The sequence below is a fragment of the Agrobacterium sp. ST15.13.013 genome (assembly GCF_027956525.1).
Taxonomy (GTDB): domain Bacteria; phylum Pseudomonadota; class Alphaproteobacteria; order Rhizobiales; family Rhizobiaceae; genus Agrobacterium; species Agrobacterium salinitolerans.
In genome coordinates, this window is the sequence record NZ_JAQKGP010000014.1 from 26,001 (window position 1) to 42,374 (window position 16,374).

At 58.1% G+C, this 16,374-nt stretch carries 17 protein-coding genes and 1 pseudogene; 12 read left to right on the forward strand and 6 right to left on the reverse strand.

Annotated features, from left to right (window positions below):
* Window positions 1-36: 36 nt before the first annotated feature.
* Genes PL597_RS15305 through PL597_RS15330 form a run of 6 tightly spaced genes read left to right on the forward strand, consistent with a single transcriptional unit; the run spans window position 37 to window position 5,730 of the window.
* Window positions 37-1,008 (forward strand): ABC transporter permease, encoded by a 972-nt coding sequence (locus PL597_RS15305; RefSeq protein ID WP_172873230.1) that lies wholly within the window; start codon window positions 37-39, stop codon window positions 1,006-1,008.
* On the forward strand, window positions 1,008-1,883 hold the full coding sequence (locus tag PL597_RS15310) for an ABC transporter permease (protein WP_107341817.1): 876 nt from the start codon (window positions 1,008-1,010) through the stop codon (window positions 1,881-1,883). The genes PL597_RS15305 and PL597_RS15310 overlap by 1 nt, the downstream gene beginning before the upstream one ends.
* Entirely contained in the window at window positions 1,880-3,592 is a 1,713-nt protein-coding gene (locus PL597_RS15315) for a dipeptide ABC transporter ATP-binding protein (protein ID WP_271365597.1), read from the forward strand. Before PL597_RS15310 ends, PL597_RS15315 begins: the two co-directional genes overlap by 4 nt.
* Window positions 3,593-3,614: 22 nt before the next feature.
* Complete coding sequence (locus tag PL597_RS15320; protein WP_107341819.1) at window positions 3,615-4,499, forward strand: polysaccharide deacetylase family protein; 885 nt, start codon at window positions 3,615-3,617, stop codon at window positions 4,497-4,499.
* Complete coding sequence (locus tag PL597_RS15325; protein ID WP_037094428.1) at window positions 4,492-5,247, forward strand: SDR family NAD(P)-dependent oxidoreductase; 756 nt, start codon at window positions 4,492-4,494, stop codon at window positions 5,245-5,247. The genes PL597_RS15320 and PL597_RS15325 overlap by 8 nt, the downstream gene beginning before the upstream one ends.
* Before the next feature lie 12 nt (window positions 5,248-5,259).
* On the forward strand, window positions 5,260-5,730 hold the full coding sequence (locus PL597_RS15330; RefSeq protein WP_271365598.1) for a hypothetical protein: 471 nt from the start codon (window positions 5,260-5,262) through the stop codon (window positions 5,728-5,730).
* A gap of 418 nt (window positions 5,731-6,148) precedes the next feature.
* Here the strand turns inward: PL597_RS15330 and PL597_RS15335 are convergent, their stop codons facing one another.
* On the reverse strand, window positions 6,149-6,568 hold the full coding sequence (locus PL597_RS15335) for an Rrf2 family transcriptional regulator (RefSeq protein ID WP_271365599.1): 420 nt from the start codon (window positions 6,566-6,568) through the stop codon (window positions 6,149-6,151).
* Between the two features lie 106 nt (window positions 6,569-6,674).
* Between PL597_RS15335 and PL597_RS15340 the strand changes: the two genes are divergently transcribed.
* The 6 genes and pseudogenes from PL597_RS15340 (at window position 6,675) to PL597_RS15365 (ending at window position 11,555) form a co-directional block, all read left to right on the forward strand.
* Window positions 6,675-7,340 carry a DUF1971 domain-containing protein gene (locus tag PL597_RS15340; RefSeq protein ID WP_271365600.1) on the forward strand — a complete coding sequence of 222 codons (666 nt, stop codon included), beginning with the start codon at window positions 6,675-6,677 and terminating at the stop codon, window positions 7,338-7,340.
* A 16-nt stretch (window positions 7,341-7,356) separates the two neighbouring features.
* On the forward strand, window positions 7,357-8,568 hold the full coding sequence (gene hmpA, locus PL597_RS15345; protein ID WP_271365602.1) for an NO-inducible flavohemoprotein: 1,212 nt from the start codon (window positions 7,357-7,359) through the stop codon (window positions 8,566-8,568).
* Window positions 8,558-9,148, forward strand: a complete 591-nt coding sequence (locus PL597_RS15350; RefSeq protein ID WP_271365604.1) for a hypothetical protein — start codon at window positions 8,558-8,560, stop codon at window positions 9,146-9,148. Before hmpA ends, PL597_RS15350 begins: the two co-directional genes overlap by 11 nt.
* Window positions 9,149-9,228: 80 nt before the next feature.
* Window positions 9,229-9,765, forward strand: a complete 537-nt coding sequence (locus PL597_RS15355; RefSeq protein WP_271365605.1) for a hypothetical protein — start codon at window positions 9,229-9,231, stop codon at window positions 9,763-9,765.
* A gap of 457 nt (window positions 9,766-10,222) precedes the next feature.
* Window positions 10,223-10,735: pseudogene (locus PL597_RS15360) on the forward strand (ATP dependent DNA ligase); the annotation flags it as partial.
* Window positions 10,736-10,790: 55 nt separating this feature from the next.
* The gene (locus PL597_RS15365) at window positions 10,791-11,555 is read left to right on the forward strand and encodes an SOS response-associated peptidase family protein (RefSeq protein ID WP_271365606.1); all 765 of its coding nucleotides are present in this window, start codon (window positions 10,791-10,793) and stop codon (window positions 11,553-11,555) included.
* A 254-nt stretch (window positions 11,556-11,809) separates the two neighbouring features.
* Here PL597_RS15365 and PL597_RS15370 read toward each other — a convergent pair whose 3' ends face one another.
* The 5 genes from PL597_RS15370 to PL597_RS15390 form a co-directional block, all read right to left on the reverse strand.
* The gene (locus tag PL597_RS15370) at window positions 11,810-12,859 is read right to left on the reverse strand and encodes an LLM class flavin-dependent oxidoreductase (RefSeq protein ID WP_271365608.1); all 1,050 of its coding nucleotides are present in this window, start codon (window positions 12,857-12,859) and stop codon (window positions 11,810-11,812) included.
* 58 nt (window positions 12,860-12,917) lie between these two features.
* Window positions 12,918-13,313 (reverse strand): DUF1622 domain-containing protein, encoded by a 396-nt coding sequence (locus PL597_RS15375; RefSeq protein ID WP_271365609.1) that lies wholly within the window; start codon window positions 13,311-13,313, stop codon window positions 12,918-12,920.
* Window positions 13,314-13,358: 45 nt separating this feature from the next.
* Entirely contained in the window at window positions 13,359-14,039 is a 681-nt protein-coding gene (locus tag PL597_RS15380) for a YoaK family protein (RefSeq protein WP_271365610.1), read from the reverse strand.
* A gap of 196 nt (window positions 14,040-14,235) precedes the next feature.
* Window positions 14,236-15,834: an MFS transporter gene (locus PL597_RS15385; protein WP_271365611.1), complete on the reverse strand. Its 1,599-nt coding sequence runs from the start codon at window positions 15,832-15,834 to the stop codon at window positions 14,236-14,238.
* Entirely contained in the window at window positions 15,831-16,274 is a 444-nt protein-coding gene (locus tag PL597_RS15390; RefSeq protein WP_271365612.1) for a DoxX family protein, read from the reverse strand. Before PL597_RS15390 ends, PL597_RS15385 begins: the two co-directional genes overlap by 4 nt.
* Window positions 16,275-16,374: the final 100 nt, after the last annotated feature.

Consider the following 16,374-nt stretch of genomic DNA (forward strand, 5'->3'; position numbering starts at 1 on the left):
ATTTTGAACCCGCAGAAGACGGGAGAACGGGAACACATGTTGGGCTTCATCTTGCAAAGGCTCTGGCAGGCGGCAGTCGTCGTGCTGGCCATGTCGGCGCTGGTTTTCTGCGGCGTTTATGCCGTCGGCAATCCGATCGACGTATTGATCTCGCCGGATGCGACACAGGACATCCGCGCCGCCGTTATCGCGCAGTACGGATTGGACCTGCCGCTCTGGCAGCAATATTTCGGCTTTCTCGGCCGCGTGTTTGAAGGCGATTTCGGCCGGTCCTTCGTTTATAACATGCCGGTCAGCGAACTGATCCTGTCGCGCCTGCCGGCGACGCTGGAACTGACGCTGGCCGCCGTCCTCTTCGCCAGCCTCGTCGGTATTCCGATCGGCATGTATGCCGGCTATCGGCCGCACAGCCCGGTCTCGCGTGCCATCATGGCGCTGTCCATTCTCGGCTTTTCCGTACCCACCTTCTGGTTCGGCCTGATGCTGATCATGCTGTTTGCCGTGCAATGCGGCTGCATGCCGGCCGGTGGCCGCGGCGACACTGTAAACCTGTTCGGCGTCGATTTCAGCTTCCTGACGGCAGACGGCCTGTCGCACATGATCCTGCCGGCGCTCAACCTCGCGCTTTTCAAGTTTTCGCTGATGATCCGCCTGGCACGCGCCGGCACGCGCGAACTGATGCTGAGCGACACGGTCAAATTTGCCCGTGCGGCCGGCATTTCAGAATTCACTATTCTCAGCCGCCATGTGCTGAGGCTGATTTCCATTCCGCTGGTCACCGTTTTCGGCCTCGAACTCGGTTCCACACTTGCCTTCGCGGTCGTCACGGAAACGATCTTTTCCTGGCCCGGCCTCGGCAAGCTCATCATCGACAGTATCACCTCGCTCGATCGACCCGTCATGGTCGCATACCTGATGCTGGTCGCCATGCTGTTCATCGTCATCAATCTCGTGGTCGACCTCACCTATGCGCTGCTCGACCCGCGCCTGCGGAAGGGAAGAGCCTGATGCGCGACACACCATTTTCCCGGTTCCTTGAAGAATTCAGACGCAACAAGGTCGCGGCCGTCGCAGCCGTCATTGTCAGCCTGATCGTCTTCATCGCGCTCATCGCTCCGCTGATAACCCCTCAAGACCCTTACGACCTCGCCCATCTCGTGCTGCGTGATGCACGGAGGCCGCCGGGTTATGTCGGCACGGGCGGATACACCCATTGGCTCGGCACGGATTCGCAAGGGCGCGACCTCTTGTCGGCCATTATCTACGGGCTGCGCATCTCGCTGCAGATGGGCGTGATAGCCGGCGGTATCGCGCTCGTCATCGGCGCAGTGGTCGGCTGCGCTGCCGCCTATATCGGCGGACGCTTCGAAAGCCTCGTCATGCGTATTGTCGATCTTCAGCTTTCGTTTCCGGCGATCCTGCTCGCCTTCGTCATTGCCGCCATTCTCGGGCAAGGCCGTTATCAGCTTATTCTCGCGCTGATCTTCGCCCAATATGCCTATTTCGCCCGCACCGCGCACGGTGCCGCATCCGCCGAACGGCAAAAGGATTATGTCGAGGCCGCCCTCTCCATTCCGCTGTCTCCGTTCAGGGTGGTGCTGCGCCACATCCTGCCAAACTCCCTGCCGCCGCTGATCGTGGTTGCGACGGTGCAGGTGGCCAGCGCCATTTCGCTGGAGGCGACCTTGTCCTTCCTTGGCGTCGGTCTGCCGCCCACCGAACCGTCGCTCGGCATGCTGATTGCCAACGGTTTTCAGTATCTGCTTTCCGGCCGTTACTGGATCTCGATCTATCCCGGCGTGGCGCTGATCCTGTTCATCGTTTCGCTCAATCTCGTTGGCGACCAGATCCGCGACCAGCTTAACCCGAGGCTTCGCCGATGACCGCAGAAACCACCGCACCGCTCCTCAAAGTTTCCAACCTTCGCACCTGGTTCCCAAGTGGAAGGGGCGAGGTCAAGGCCGTCGATGGCGTCTCCTTCTCATTGGCTCCCGGCGAAGTTCTCGGCCTCGTCGGTGAATCCGGCTCGGGAAAGTCTATCACCGGCTTTTCCATCATCGGCCTGATCGATGAACCCGGCCGGATCGTCGAGGGCGAGATCAAGCTTGAAGGCCGTGAACTGATCGGGCTTCAACCGCATGAATTGCGCAAGATCCGCGGCAAGACCATTTCCATGGTTTTCCAGGATCCGATGATGACGCTGAACCCGGTACTCAGCATCGGCACCCAGATCAAGCTCGCGCTCGAAGCCCATGAAAAGATCGGGGCGGCGGAAGCACGTGAAAGGGCCATCAAGGCGCTGGCGCAGGTTCGCATCACAGAGCCCGAGCGCAAGGTCGATTTTTTCCCACACCAGTTTTCCGGCGGCATGCGCCAGCGTGTGGCGATTGCGATCGCTCTTCTCCATCACCCCAAGCTCATTATCTGCGATGAACCCACGACCGCACTGGATGTCTCGATCCAGGCGGAAATCCTGACGGAGATGAAGGAGCTCGTCGCCGAACTCGGTACGGCGCTGATCTGGATCAGCCATGATCTGGCAACCGTCTCCTCGATTGCCGACCGGGTGGCCGTCATGCGTTTCGGCAAGATTGTCGAGATCGGGCCTGCGCTCGGCGTGCTGACCAGACCACAGCACGATTACACCAAGGCGTTGCTCGATGCCCTGCCCTCACGGGCAAAACCGGGTGAACTTCTGTTGCGCGGCAGTGGTATTGCGGATGCCACCCCGCCGTCCCGGAAGACCGCAACAGGCGAGTTGCCTCCACTCGGCAGCCCGTATCTGGTGATCGATACTGCAGTCAAACGCTTCGAAAAACCGGCCGGCTTGTTCAAGAACCTGGCGATCCGCTCCGGCCTCGCCCAGCCTCAGGCAGTCGTGCAGGCTGTGGATGGCGTGTCGATCACGCTGCAACGCGGCGAGGTGCTTGGCCTTGTTGGTGAATCCGGCTCCGGCAAGTCGACGCTCGGGCGCATGGCGGCAGGAATTACCGTGCCGACGTCCGGTACGATTCGTCTGGCTGGCAAGCCGGTGATGAGCGGTGGCCGCAGTCCGCGCAAGGTCACCACCCGCGTTCAGACCATCTTTCAGGACCCGTTCGCCTCTCTCAACAGCCGCATGCGTGTGGGCGACATCGTTGCGGAAGGCCCGCTGGCGCACAAGCTCGTCTCGCGTGCGGAAGCACCGGCCTATGTCGGGCAATGGCTGTCGGCGGTCGGGCTCGATCCGTCCTTCGCCAACCGTTTCCCGCACCAGTTTTCCGGCGGGCAGCGGCAGCGTATCGCGATCGCGCGGGCACTCGCCATGCAGCCGGATGTCGTCGTCTGCGACGAGCCGGTCGCCTCGCTCGATGTGTCCATCCAGGCCCAGATCATCAACCTGCTGATCCGCCTGCGCTCCGAACTCGACCTGTCGCTGATTTTCATCAGCCACGATCTCTCGGTCGTGCGTCATCTCTGCGATCGGGTAGCGATCATGTATCGCGGCCGCATCGTCGAAGAAGGCGGTGCGGCCGCCATCTACGACGACCCGCAACACGACTACACCAAGCGGCTGCTGGCAGCCGTCCCCGTTTTGCCGACAGCGGCATAATCATCATTGGAGGATCAGACATATGGAACCGTGGGAATGGGATGAGCAGATCTGGCGCGGCAAGGTCGAAAAGGTCCGCGCCGGCCGGTCGCTGAAGCCAAAAGCTTGGAAAGGCGGTGCCCGCTGCGCAGTGGCGCTTTCCTTCGACAGCGACCACGAGACGAACGAATTGCGCGACGGCGGCGAATCCATCGGCCGTATGTCGCAGGGCCAGTATGGCAATCGCAAGGGCGTGCCGCGTATTCTGGAAACGCTATCGACCGCCTCGGTGCCAGCGACCTTCTTCGTACCTGCCGTCACCGCCCTGCTCTATCCCGACGAACAGCGGCGCGTGATTGCCGAAGGCCACGAGATCGGCCTGCATGGCTGGATCCATGAGGTGAATACCAAGGTTCCGCCGGAAAAGGAGCGCGAACTGCATTTCCGCGCCGCCGATACATTGGAAAAGATCACCGGCATCCGCCCCGTCGGCATGCGCACGCCATCCTGGGATTTCTCCTCGGTCACTCTGGAGATCGAGCGCGAACTGGGTCTGATCTACGATTCCTCGCTGATGGCGGATGACGACCCTTACGAACTGATCGAGGAAGGCGAAGCGACAGGAATGGTCGAATTGCCGGTCGAATGGATCCGCGACGACGCGGTCTATTTCAACATGAACCGCTTCACCGCGCTCAGGCCTTACACCCCGCCAACCGCCGTTCTCGATATCTTCAAGCGCGAGTTCGACCGCGCCTATCAGGAAAAGGGGCTTTTCCTGCTCACCATGCACCCGCATGTAACAGGCTATCGCTCCCGCATATTCATTCTCGAAGAGCTGATCCGGCATATCCAGGCGCATGACGATGTCTGGTTCGCCACCCATGCGGATATCGCCCGCTTCGTGAAGGAGGCATCCGGTGTCTGACGGACAAGCAAAAGTCGCGATCGTCACCGGGAGCGGTCGCGGCATCGGGCGGGCCTGCGCTCTCGATCTTGCCCGCCACGGCTTCGATATCGCCCCCGTCGATCTGATCGAGGACGACCTTGCCCGAACGGCTGCGGAAATTCGCGAACTCGGCCGAAAGGCGCTGACCTTCATCGCCGATGTCAGCGATCACGCCCGCGCCGCTGAAATCGCGGCCGAAGTCGATCGCCAATGGGGCCGTATCGACGTCCTCTTCAACAATGCCGGCCGCTCGATGTCGAAGGGGATCGAGGAAATTTCCGAGCAGGAATTCGACGATACGATCGCCATCAACCTCAAGGGCGCATTCAACTACATCCAGCCGACCGTGCCGGTCATGCGCCGCAACGGCGGCGGGCGTATCATTAACATGTCTTCGATGAATGCCCATACCGGCGGTGTCACCAGCGCCGTCAGCAAGTTCTCCTACACCGCGGCCAAGGCGGGGATTATCGGCATGACGAAGGCGCTGGCGAAGGAACTTGCACCGGAGATCGTCGTCAACGCCGTCTGCCCCGGTGTCATCAAGACCGAACGCTCGAACGCAATGATTGACGCCCGAGAGACGAGCCTCGCTGCCGGAATCTCTCTCGGACGCGTGGGAACCCCTCAGGATGTTGCAAGCGTCGTGACGTTCTTGGCCACTGCGGAGCCCAATTTCATCACCGGTCAGGACATCCAGATCGATGGCATGCAGTGGGTAAGGTAGGTCTAAAGGGGCTTGTCGCAAATTCTCCAGTTAACTGGAGAATTTGCGACAAGCCCCTTCCGTGCGAAGGTGGCTCAGGAAGAAATCATCAAAAACGCGGGTGTCCCGTATACAATCGTAAGAGCGACGCAGTTCCTCGAATTCCTGGATGCGATTGCTTACAGTTCCACCTCCGGTGATGTTGTCAGGGTCTCAACAGCCTACATCCAACCTATTGCCAGCGCCGATGTCGCAGGATTTATCGCTGCCGCCGCTGTGGACGCTCCGGCAAATGGCGTTGTTGAAGTGGCGGGGCCTGAAGCATTTCCGACCAACAAGCTTATTGGCACCTATCTTTCTTCCAAGGGAGATACGCGTACCGTTGTCGGCGACCCGGAGGCTGCATACTTTGGCGCAAAACTGCAGGCAACCTCGTTGGTACCTGTAAACTCGCATAGAATTGGCGAGACAACCTTTGACGCCTGGATCAAGACAGCTGCCTGATATCTGTTGGACATGCAAACGCGCTGTCATCATCCTTGCAGCCCGTTTGTATGTCCTCTGACGGCAACTGTAGGGCAATCGATGGATCGCCCTCGTGTTGCGCATTATTTTTTCTCCTCTCCGATGGAAGCTTTTTCGGAGAGAGCAATAGCGCTATTTGCAGGAACGTAAACCCGTATTGCCGGGTCTTTTGCCGAAGATACGTGAATAGCCAGAAGAGACGCAAGTGAAAATATAAGAAATACGACGATATTTAATGCAAATCCATAAGCCGAATCCTCAGTCTCTTCGTGTTTTGACTTCCAGTTTCGCATTTTATTGCCCTCGACTCTTTCGAATGCGAGTATTTTAATGACAAAACAGCTTTTAAACGAGATATACATAGGTGTGAGGCGGCTCGCGCGCCCAATTCAATACTTTAGGCGACGGCAAGCAGCGTTCGCAGGTGCTGCTTGTTTCGCACGAGATCAGCGACCGTATATTTATCGAACACGCTGACAAACGCCTGCATCGCCTCCGACAGAATGGGCGGCAAGCCGCATGCTGGCGCGATCATGCAGGTCGAGCATTCCAAGAGATCATCAAGCCCTTCTGTATGCCTTAGAACCTCTCCGAGATTGATGTCGGTTGCTGGACGGGCGAGGCGGATACCACCGTTACGACCGCGAACAGCTTCTATAAAGCCATTGGCCGCCAAGTCCTGCACGACTTTCATCAGGTGGTTTTGGGAAATGTCGAACGTTTTCGAGACGTCACGTATCGAACCCAGGCCTGTGTCCCGTGAACCAAGGTATATCAATACGCGAATGGCGTAGTCGGTGTAGCGTGTCAGTCTCATGGGCGGCGCCTGCGTCAAAATGACTAAGCCAATAACATGCATTTTGTTAGCATGTTTTCGTAAAACGGAATAGATGTATCTCAGTTGCATATTTTAGGGGTTGGTCATGACCAGCGGTTTGACGGAAGCCAAAATCAACGAGGTCCTGCACGCATTTTATACAAAAGTCCGAACCGACCCGGTCCTTTCGGTGCCGTTCTCGGTCGTGCAGGACTGGGAGGAGCACATGGTCCGGCTGACGGATTTCTGGTCCTCCCTGATGCTGACAAGCGGTCGCTACAAAGGCAATCCGCTCTCGATGCACGTTATCCACTCCCACCTCATCCGTCCTGACATGTTTGACCGTTGGCTGGAGTTATGGGGAGAAACGACAAACGATCTTCTCGCGCCGGAAGTCGCACAGGAGATGCAGGCCAAGGCGTTTCGTATCGCAGCCAGGTTTTCTTTCGCTCTGTTCGGCACATCGACGACAGGGACTAGGGACAAGGCTCTCTCGCTCGCCAAGCCAGTACCCTATAGGACCACCGCTTTTTTCGATGAAGTGTCGCTCCCTACGGCATTGTTGCGAGACCATTCGCTGAAAGCTGGATCATGGGGACTCATTCGCGTCGAGGAAGGCAGCATCCAATATCACGAAGGGGACCTCTCGAAAATCATCGAACCCGGGATACCCGCAGTCATCCCACCCATCTCAGCACACCACCTCGCTCTGACAGGCCCGGTCAAACTCAGGATCGAGTTCTACGACAGGCCTCCGGTCCACAACGCATAATCAGAAAGGAAACAGAATGTCCCGCCAGCTTTCTCCTCAGACTATCGAACTGGTGAAAGCCAGTGTTCCAGCCTTGGCTGCGCATGGCAGCGAAATCACCAAGCGCATGTATGCCAGGCTGTTTGAAGACGAGCACATCAAAAACCTGTTCAACCACGCCAACCAGGGTGAGGGTGGCTCGCAGGTACACGCGCTTGCCGCTGCAATCCTCGGATACGCGCAGAACATCGAAAACCTCGCGGTCTTGACCCCGGTTGTTGAGCGGATTGCCCATAAGCATATCGGCTATCACATCCTCCCGGAACATTACCCCTATGTCGCACGGGCACTTCTGGCTGCGATCAGCGATGTTCTCGGTGAGGCGGCGACACCGGAGATTCTTGATGCCTGGGGCGAAGCCTATTGGTTTCTGGCCGACATCCTCAAGGGTCGCGAAGCCAACCTGCGCGATACCATAGAGAGCCAGAGCGGTGGTTGGAATGGTTGGCGCAAATTCACGATCGTTGAGAAGCTGCCCGAGAGTGAGGTCGTCACGTCTTTCATTCTTCGGCCGACCGATGGCGGCAAGGTGATAAGGCATCGCCCTGGTCAGTACCTGACATTCAGACTGACGGTGAATGGCAACCAGGTAAAACGCAACTATTCGATCTCCTGTGGGCCAAACGACGAATTTTATCGGATTTCGGTCAAGCGCGAGGCAAACGGCGATGGTGGATCAAAATACCTGCACGACGAAGCGCATGTTGGCACCACTCTGGAGGCGACACCTCCTGCCGGCGACTTCTTCTTGCCGGATGAACCAGCCCGGCCCGTCGTGCTTCTGTCGGGTGGCGTTGGCCTTACACCGATGGTGAGCATGCTCGAAGCAATCGCCAGGGACTATCCGGAACTGAGCGCGCATTTCGTTCACGGTGCTCTCAACAGCACCACCCACGCAATGGACCGGCATGTACGTTCACTTGCAACCGGGCATGGACGGGTTGCAGTGACAACCTTCTACAGTGAGCCCTCGGCCTCAGACGCAGCAGGTCTGTCTCACGACCATGATGGTTTTATCAATATCGACTGGCTGCGCAAAAATACGTCGCTCTTCACCTCGGATTTTTATCTCTGTGGACCGAAGCCATTCCTGAGGTCTCTGGTCAACGGATTGCTTCAAGCCGGAGTCGCAAGTGATCGTATCCATTACGAGTTCTTCGGTCCGGCTGATGAACTGATTGCAGCGTAAAAAACCGGGCCGAGCCTCGCTTGGCCTTTCTCTCTCAAACGAAGTGACAATCATGAGCACGCTTCGAAATTCACGCGAGACAATTCTTCTCGCCCTGTCGATCACATGCCTCTTACCCGTAACCGCATTTGCACATGTGAAGTGGTTTGCGCCCTACATCGTTGGCGCTCGGCCTGAGCCTATTTCTGACACAACGAAAGATCCGTGGTTCTGGGTCGGTATTGGACTTGTTCTGGTCTTCTTCATCGCTACAAGGTTGGTCGAAAAGAGCAAATTCGGCGAGATCGCAATCGCTGGCCTGAACACAGCAACCGCGCCGCTGTGGAACAGGCAGGACGAATACATCAGGGCAATTATTGCGGCGTTTTTCGTCGCCATTTTCGCCGTCGGTGGCGTCTATCTTACACCGGACCTCAAGACACCGGCAGAATGGGTGTCGTGGATGCAGCTCCTGATCGCGTGCTGCATATTCTCGCGACGCACGATGCCGATTGCAGGGGTCGGAATTATTGCCCTGTGGGTTCTCGCCCTACGCGATTACGATCTGTTTCATCTTTCGACTATCTTGCGCTTGGATTAGGCGTCGCCGGTTATCTGCTACTTGAACCGCTTAAAAATGAGAATTTGCGTGCCCGTCGATTCGAGGCACTGCGCTGGGGCTTGGCCATTGCATTGATGTGGTCGAGCCTTGAGAAATTTGCTTTTCCGAGTTGGTTTTACCCACTCGTCGTAGAGAAGCCATTTCTGACGTTCGGGATGCCTCGCGACGTGTTCATTCCTATGGCTGGCGTCACCGAGTTCACCCTGGGCTTCGGGCTGCTTTGGACACCTCTGATCCGCAGACTGTCGGCGATTGCGCTTCTCATCATCTTCACGGCGGCCGTCTGGCCATTCGGACGCGTGGACCTCATCGGGCATGGCCTAATCATGGCAATCCTGTTCGCGGTCGCTGCTGATCAGCGGAGCGGCGTTGATCTCTTCACAGTGTTCAAACGCAAGCTCACCAACATTCCAGTCGGGCTGGCGGTGGTACTTGTGGTGTTCTGTACGGCCTATTGGGGACTGCACACGGCATTCTATGGAGCTGATGGATACATTGCCGTCGACGACGCTTCCAAAACCACTCACTCCTTCGACCCTGATCATCCGCACGGGCCGGAAGGTCATGGTGAGGCAGGAGCGTTACCTCACAAATAAAATCCTCAAGACGAGGGGTGGCCAACCCACCCCTCGCTCCCAAATCAGTAAACTATCGTATAGTGACGCGTCAGCCTCCACGTCAGTAAATGTTTCCGATGATGGGAGAGGCCTTTTTCGATCAGTTATTTGTTCAGGTAGGATCGTTACGGCTTTGACGATCCCTATCAGATCCGCTGTGGGGCGGATGACCCGTACAAAGCTCGTATTCGACGCGCTGGTCTTTTTTTGCACTGTCACTTTTGTTTTTTTTCTCGCGTAATGAGGCTTACGCAGTTGGTCACAACGACGATATGCCAGCCGGAATAGCAACTGGCGCTGCAAAGGCCGCGTGGTGGATCAGCCTCTCACTTTTCCTTGAAAGCATAATCCGACATTTCGTGTTTTGGGAGCACCGGCCCCGAGAAGTTCGTCTCGTTCGCGACCTTCTCTGTAGGATTGTCCATATCAGGCAAATGACGGCGCCATCCGTCTATCGGAAACACTCGACGCTGACCCCAACGTCCTGTTGGAGCATGTCCGCAGCCTTGGTCTTGAAGGCATCGTCGGCAAGCACCTTGATCAACCCTATCGCTCCGGCCGAACCGGCGACTGGGTGGAGATCAAATGCGTTGAGAGCGAAGCGTTCATGGTCGTCGGATACGAACCATCGACGGCATCGCCAACGGGGTTCGCATCGCTGGCGCTTGCCGCCTATCGGGATGATGAACTCGTCTATGTCGGCAACGTCGGCACGGGCTTCAGCCAAGCCGAGATGACCAGGCTGTGCAAGATACTCGACAAACTCCGCTGGAAGCGAAAGCAGCCACCTGTCGCATTTGCTGGGAAATCAGATATCGTCTGGGTCGAGCCGACCCTGATTGCAGAGATCGAGTTCCGGGCGTGGACGGGCGACGGCAAATTGCGACATGCTTCCTACAAGGGCCTGCGGGACCGGCAGGACAATGCCGACGTTTACAGGCTCAACTAACGACGCAGGCGGAACCTGACAAACTGCATTCGGTCGCAGCGGAGGAATTGCTGCCATGTGCAATCTTTATCGGATGGAAGACAAGGACTGGGTCGCCAAATGGGCTCAGGACGCCGAAAGCCTGATCAACCTGATGCCGGCCTATCAAATGAACCCCGATCAGATGGGGCCGATCGTCCGCAACGCGGCGGAGGGAAAGAAGAAGCTCGTGCATGCGCGCTGGGGGCTGCCCTCGCCGATTTTCGTGCAGAAGAAAGCTGCGGAAGCTCGGGCGGAGAAACTGAAGACCAAGGGTCAGACTGTCGATTTGGATGAGCTCATCCGCATGGAGCCGGACCGCGGCGTGACGAATGTCCGCAAGCTCAACCTTCCTCACTGGACGCGCTGGTTCGGCGTCGAGCACAGGTGTCTCGTCCCGGTCACAAGCTTTGCCGAGCCCGATCCAGCAAGCAAAGAGGACGGTGGCAATGTGCCTAATGCCTGGTTTGCCCGAGACGAGGCAAAATCACTCATCTTCTTTGCAGGCATCCACGTGCCGCAATGGAAAAGCGTCCGCAAGGTAAAGGATGGGATGACGACAGACGATCTCTATGGCTTCCTCACCACGGATCCCAATGATCTCGTTAGGCCCATTCATGAGAAGGCCATGCCTGTCCTGTTGCAGACGAAAGAGGAAACCGACGTCTGGATGCGCGCACCTTGGGAGGAAGCAAAAAATCTCGCCCGCCCGCTTCCGGACGATGCGCTGATCATTTTGTCGCGTGAGCCCTATGGATCGTCAATCGTATCGAAGTCTGGCGAACTGGTTTCTGCATCGTAGAACGCTACGCCCGATCGACCTGTATCGTTCCAGGAAAGATAAGCCGAAGCCCAGCCTTGTCGATCGAACTTGATGTGAGCAACCTTGTCATCGATCTCGAGAATAGCCGTAGGGCCACTTGGTCCGAAGTTGCTGAAAGAAAACTATGGCTGTCCGTTCGCTTGAGCGAGGCGGCACCGCGCCGTCAGGCTTTAGAAGCTCAACCGATGTCTGGATTTTACGCGAAAATTCCTCGGATATATTCGTTCTCCCGCCTATGCCTGTGCGTCGGGCTGCGACAGTAGCGAACGGACCATCGGGATGACCTTACTTCCATAAAGCTCGATACTGTTCATCAGTTTCTCATGCTCCATCGGCCCCGCCGAATATTTCATCTGGAAGCGGGAAATCCCGAGGGTCTTCACAAGCGTTGTAATTTTCATCGCAACGGTTTCGGGTGATCCTGCATAGAGCGAGCCGTGCTCGATCTCGTTTTCGAAATCCTTCTCCGTGACCGGTGGCCAGCCTCGTTCCCGACCCAGACGATCGCGGATCTTCTTGAAATGTGGAAACAGGTCGCGGCGAGCCTGCTCATCGCTTTCGGCAATATAGCCGGGCGAGTGCACGCCGATCTCGCGGAAGGGTCGTCCAGCCTGTTCCGAAGCCTTTTGGTAGAGATCTACATAGGGCACGAACCGGCGCGGATCCCCGCCGATGATGGCGAGCATCAAGCGCATGTCATGCCGCACCGCGCGGATGACGGATTCGGGGCTGCCGCCAACACCGATCCATGTCTTCAATTGACCTTCGGCGATCGGAGGATAGACGATCTGAGCCTCGAGCGGCGTCCGCCAGTCGCTCTTGTAGTTGATCACGTCCTTGGTGACGAGCTGGGAGAAGAGGTCCAGCTTTTCCTCGAACAGTTCCTCGTATTTCGACAGGTCGTAGCCGAAAAGCGGGAAGGATTCGATAAACGAGCCACGTCCGAGGATGACCTCTGCGCGGCCGTTCGAAAGCGCGTCAAGCGTCGAGAAGCGCTGGAAGACCCGGATCGGATCGTCGGAACTGAGAACCGTTACCGCCGAGCCGAGCCTGATGCGGTCAGTGCGTGCGGCGATCGCCGATAGGACGACTTCAGGAGCCGACACGGCGAAGTCCTTGCGGTGGTGCTCGCCGATGCCAAAGAAGTCGATGCCATTGCGGTCTGCGATGACGGCCTCTTCGACCACGTTTCGAATGACCTGTGGTTGGGCGAGGAGCTGCCCGTCCCGGGCAGTGGTGACATCCCCGAACGTGTCGAGGCCGAATTCGAGGGTGTTTGTCATTTCAGGATCTGCTTTGTTTTCGGGTTCAGGAAAATTGGTGGGGTTAGACGCTGACCTGTCAGCCGGCTTTCGCGCTTTTCTGAGCGTTGCGCGACCACGGCCACTGACCGTCGATCTCCACTTCCAGCGAGAAGCTGAGGAAGGTGCGGATTAGAACGATCAATCCGAGAAGGCCGACACTCTCCCAGGTGAGCGGCGCGATGATCGTGGCAATGATATCCGCCCCGATCAGGATTTCGAGGCCGAGAAGGATGCCGCGTCCGAGATTGGCACGGTAGCGGTCATAAGCCTCATGCCGCGCCGAAGAGGTCAGGTCGCGCGCATATCCGATGGTGGCGACTGCCACGCCGATCAGGATGACACCTACGCCGAAGAACTCGAGCCCAGTTGCCAGTGGCCTCAGGATTGGGGCAATGAGGCTTGCCAGACCACCGGCTTCGCTCGCGATATCCATGGTGCAGTTCCTTCTGTTTGGTCGGGTTGACGGGTTTGGTGCCGCTCAGTTTGCTTCTGCACCGGCGGTGCTAGCAAAGAGCGTGACTGCGGCGAGAATTGCGGGGAGGCAGAAGGCGGCTGCAGGAGCATACATGAAGCCCAGTGCACCAAACCCACAACCGAGCGCGAAGGTGACCACGGCAAAGGCCATTTTCTTGATCCGGGCTTTCGCCGCGGCAACGTCTTCGGCCTTCGGATCGGCGAGAACGTCGGCCAGATCGAGCATGATCTGCGTCGTGGTGCCGGTCATCAGCGTCGAGGGCGGTGCCTTTGGCAGGTGAGCGCGGTGCAGGCCATTCTGGATCGCCATCGCCCCAACCAAGGCCATCCCCACTACGAGCGTTACGATCGTTTCCTCGGCATGGAACGGACCGTGATAGAGGGCGTAGGCGGCCACACCGGTGAACAAGGCAAGCTTCACCACGAGCATGGGCCGGATCGGCGAGCGTCCGCTGCCCTGAAGTCGCAGGCATACGAGACGCGATACGAAAACAACGATGCAGAAGACCGGGAGCGCAAGCAATTTGGACAGCGCGCCGCCGATCCCGAGCGCTGCTGTGGCGCCCAGGCTGACGAAGTTGCCCGTAACATGAGCCGTAAACAGGCCAGAGAAGGCCAGGAAGCCGAGCGTATCGACATAGCCGCCGTTGAAGCTGAGGAGGGTCGGGAGGGCAGGTAACTTCATGGCTGTCTCGATTTTGGCTGGGTGGCGATGAATGAGAACGTGAGGGGATGGTCCGGCATTGGCAGATCATTCCATCATGTGAGTTGAAGATTGCCGCAAGAGCTCTACGTCAACAATTGCATCAATTATTTCGATTTAATTGCGCTAGTCGAAACAATAGAGGGGCATCAAAGACGCCCCTCGTTGTGTTCAGTGGTCAGGCTTTTCCCGGCCGGTTGATTGTCAGGAAGTGACGGACAACGGGCTTTTCAGCGCCTGTGTGGTAGGCGAGAACCTTGCCCTGCAAGTCGGCGTCGGCATTGGAGACGCGCTTGTGCTGGCGGAGATGCTCGGCCCAGGATTCCACCATGAACCATTCGACGATCTTCTGCGGATCCGCGGAGTCTTCGGTCACACCCCAGCCATAGGCACCGTCACGGCGACGTTCCTGGGAGAGGGTATCAAGCGCATGCAGGAAGGCACGACGGTTATGCTTTTCGACATTATACTCGATCAGGATCAGGACCGGTCCGCGATCGTGGGCGACAGGCTCGGCGACAAGCGGTTCCGGCCAGTGGCTCGACGGAACGAGATCGGCATCGCCGGCAGGAAGCTTGATGCGGTGCATGATGACACCTGCAACGAGAAGGCCGGCGGCTCCGATGATCAGCGTGGCCTGGATACCGACTGCCGAACCAACAGCACCCCATCCCAGGCTGCCTGCCGTCATCGCGCCGTTGAACACGGTCAGATAGACAGCAAGACCACGACCACGCACCCAGTTGGGAAGAACGGCCTGCGCTGCACCATTGAGCGTGGTCAGAGCCGTAATCCATGCGCCGCCGAGGAAAAGGAGCGCGATAAGGGCGACAGCTTTCGGCGGAGCAAGGGACAGTATGCCCATGACCGCTGCGGTGATGAGTGCAGCGCCGAGAAGCAGACCATCAGCACTCAGGCGATCACGTAGTCTCGGCATGACCAGTGCGCCGCCGATTGCGCCCGCGCCCACCGCACCAAGCAGGATGCCGTAGAAGCTGGCATCGCCTCCAAGCAGCTGGCGAGCAACCAGCGGCAGTAGCGCCCAGACCGCACTGGCGAAGGCGAAGAAGATGGCGGCACGCAGAAGAACCACATGAAGAGGCCTGCTCGAACGGGTGTAACGAAGGCCTGCCCGGAACGCGCCGAAGAAGTTTTCTTGCAGGGCATCGTTGGCATTCTTTGCCCGGGGCCACCAGACCAGCGCTGCAATGACAAAGATGTAACTTGCGACATCTGCACCGTAGGTGATGCCCGCCCCAAAGGCTGCGAGCAGCAAGCCGCCGGCGGCCGGTCCGATCGACCGGGCGATGTTGATGCCGAGCGAGTTGAGAGCGACGGCGCTTTTGACATCCTCGCGCTTGACCAGTTCAGGCACGATCGCCTGCCAGGTCGGTCCCATCAGGGCCGCGCCAATTCCCCCAAGGAAGGTGAGCCCAATCAATGCGCTGACGGAGAGCATGCCTGTCTGGGAAAGGACCATCAACGAGATGCTGACGGAGGCGAGCAGAAGCTGGACTGCAATGAGAAACTTGCGGCGGTCGAGAATGTCGGTCAACACGCCGGCCGGAATGGCGAGGAGGAAGATCGGCAGGGTGCCGGCCGCCTGAACCATGGCGACCGCGGCAGGCGATGCCGAAAGATCCGTCATCAGCCAGGAGCTTGCGACGTCGCGCATGAAGCTTCCGGTATTGCCAAGGACGGTGGCGATCCACAGAACCGCAAACACAGGCTGTGCGAGTGGCGCGAAGGTTCCACCGGATGCTTTTGCAGCGCTCATTTGCCCGCTCCCTCGGTGAGGTCGAATGCGGCGACGATGACGAATGCGCCTGCGAGGCCCACATGTTCAAAGAAGGCGTTGGTCGCCATCATGCGGTCCATGCCTGGCGCCATCTCCCAGAACCGCAGGGCGATGAAGGTGGCCATGAGGGTGAAAACCGCCAGCGCCAGCGCTCCGATCCAGCGAAACAAGCCCGACACCACCATCGCTGAAGCTGTCAGCTCGAACACGATGACGGCGACGGCAAAGAACGCGGCAGGATGAAGACCGAAATGATCCATCTCAGCCAGTGCGCCGTTGAAGTCGAAGATCTTGGTAAGCGGACCTTGTATGTAAGCGGCGCAGAGTGCGAGCAGTGAAACGGTTCGCGTGATCGGGGAGGCCATGATGCGCGTCAGGCCGCGTAGGATCGGGTTTGATGTGGGGGATAGGCGGGTCATAATCTGCTCCTGCATGTTCGCCGCGAGCGGCTGCTTTTGATGGAGCGATATTCGCGGGTTGCAGCGGCACCAACAATTGCAGCAATAGTTTCGATTTAAT

Bases quoted from the DNA above. Each gene is read 5' to 3' on its own strand.
- PL597_RS15305 (WP_172873230.1), top strand. From the start codon at position 37: ATGTTGGGCTTCATCTTGCAAAGGCTCTGGCAGGCGGCAGTCGTCGTG.
- PL597_RS15310 (WP_107341817.1), top strand. From the start codon at position 1,008: ATGCGCGACACACCATTTTCCCGGTTCCTTGAAGAATTCAGACGCAAC.
- PL597_RS15315 (WP_271365597.1), top strand. From the start codon at position 1,880: ATGACCGCAGAAACCACCGCACCGCTCCTCAAAGTTTCCAACCTTCGC.
- PL597_RS15320 (WP_107341819.1), top strand. From the start codon at position 3,615: ATGGAACCGTGGGAATGGGATGAGCAGATCTGGCGCGGCAAGGTCGAA.
- PL597_RS15335 (WP_271365599.1), bottom strand. From the start codon at position 6,568: ATGAGACTGACACGCTACACCGACTACGCCATTCGCGTATTGATATAC.
- PL597_RS15340 (WP_271365600.1), top strand. From the start codon at position 6,675: ATGACCAGCGGTTTGACGGAAGCCAAAATCAACGAGGTCCTGCACGCA.
- hmpA (WP_271365602.1), top strand. From the start codon at position 7,357: ATGTCCCGCCAGCTTTCTCCTCAGACTATCGAACTGGTGAAAGCCAGT.
- PL597_RS15365 (WP_271365606.1), top strand. From the start codon at position 10,791: ATGTGCAATCTTTATCGGATGGAAGACAAGGACTGGGTCGCCAAATGG.
- PL597_RS15370 (WP_271365608.1), bottom strand. From the start codon at position 12,859: ATGACAAACACCCTCGAATTCGGCCTCGACACGTTCGGGGATGTCACC.
- PL597_RS15375 (WP_271365609.1), bottom strand. From the start codon at position 13,313: ATGGATATCGCGAGCGAAGCCGGTGGTCTGGCAAGCCTCATTGCCCCA.
- PL597_RS15380 (WP_271365610.1), bottom strand. From the start codon at position 14,039: ATGAAGTTACCTGCCCTCCCGACCCTCCTCAGCTTCAACGGCGGCTAT.
- PL597_RS15385 (WP_271365611.1), bottom strand. From the start codon at position 15,834: ATGAGCGCTGCAAAAGCATCCGGTGGAACCTTCGCGCCACTCGCACAG.
- PL597_RS15390 (WP_271365612.1), bottom strand. From the start codon at position 16,274: ATGACCCGCCTATCCCCCACATCAAACCCGATCCTACGCGGCCTGACG.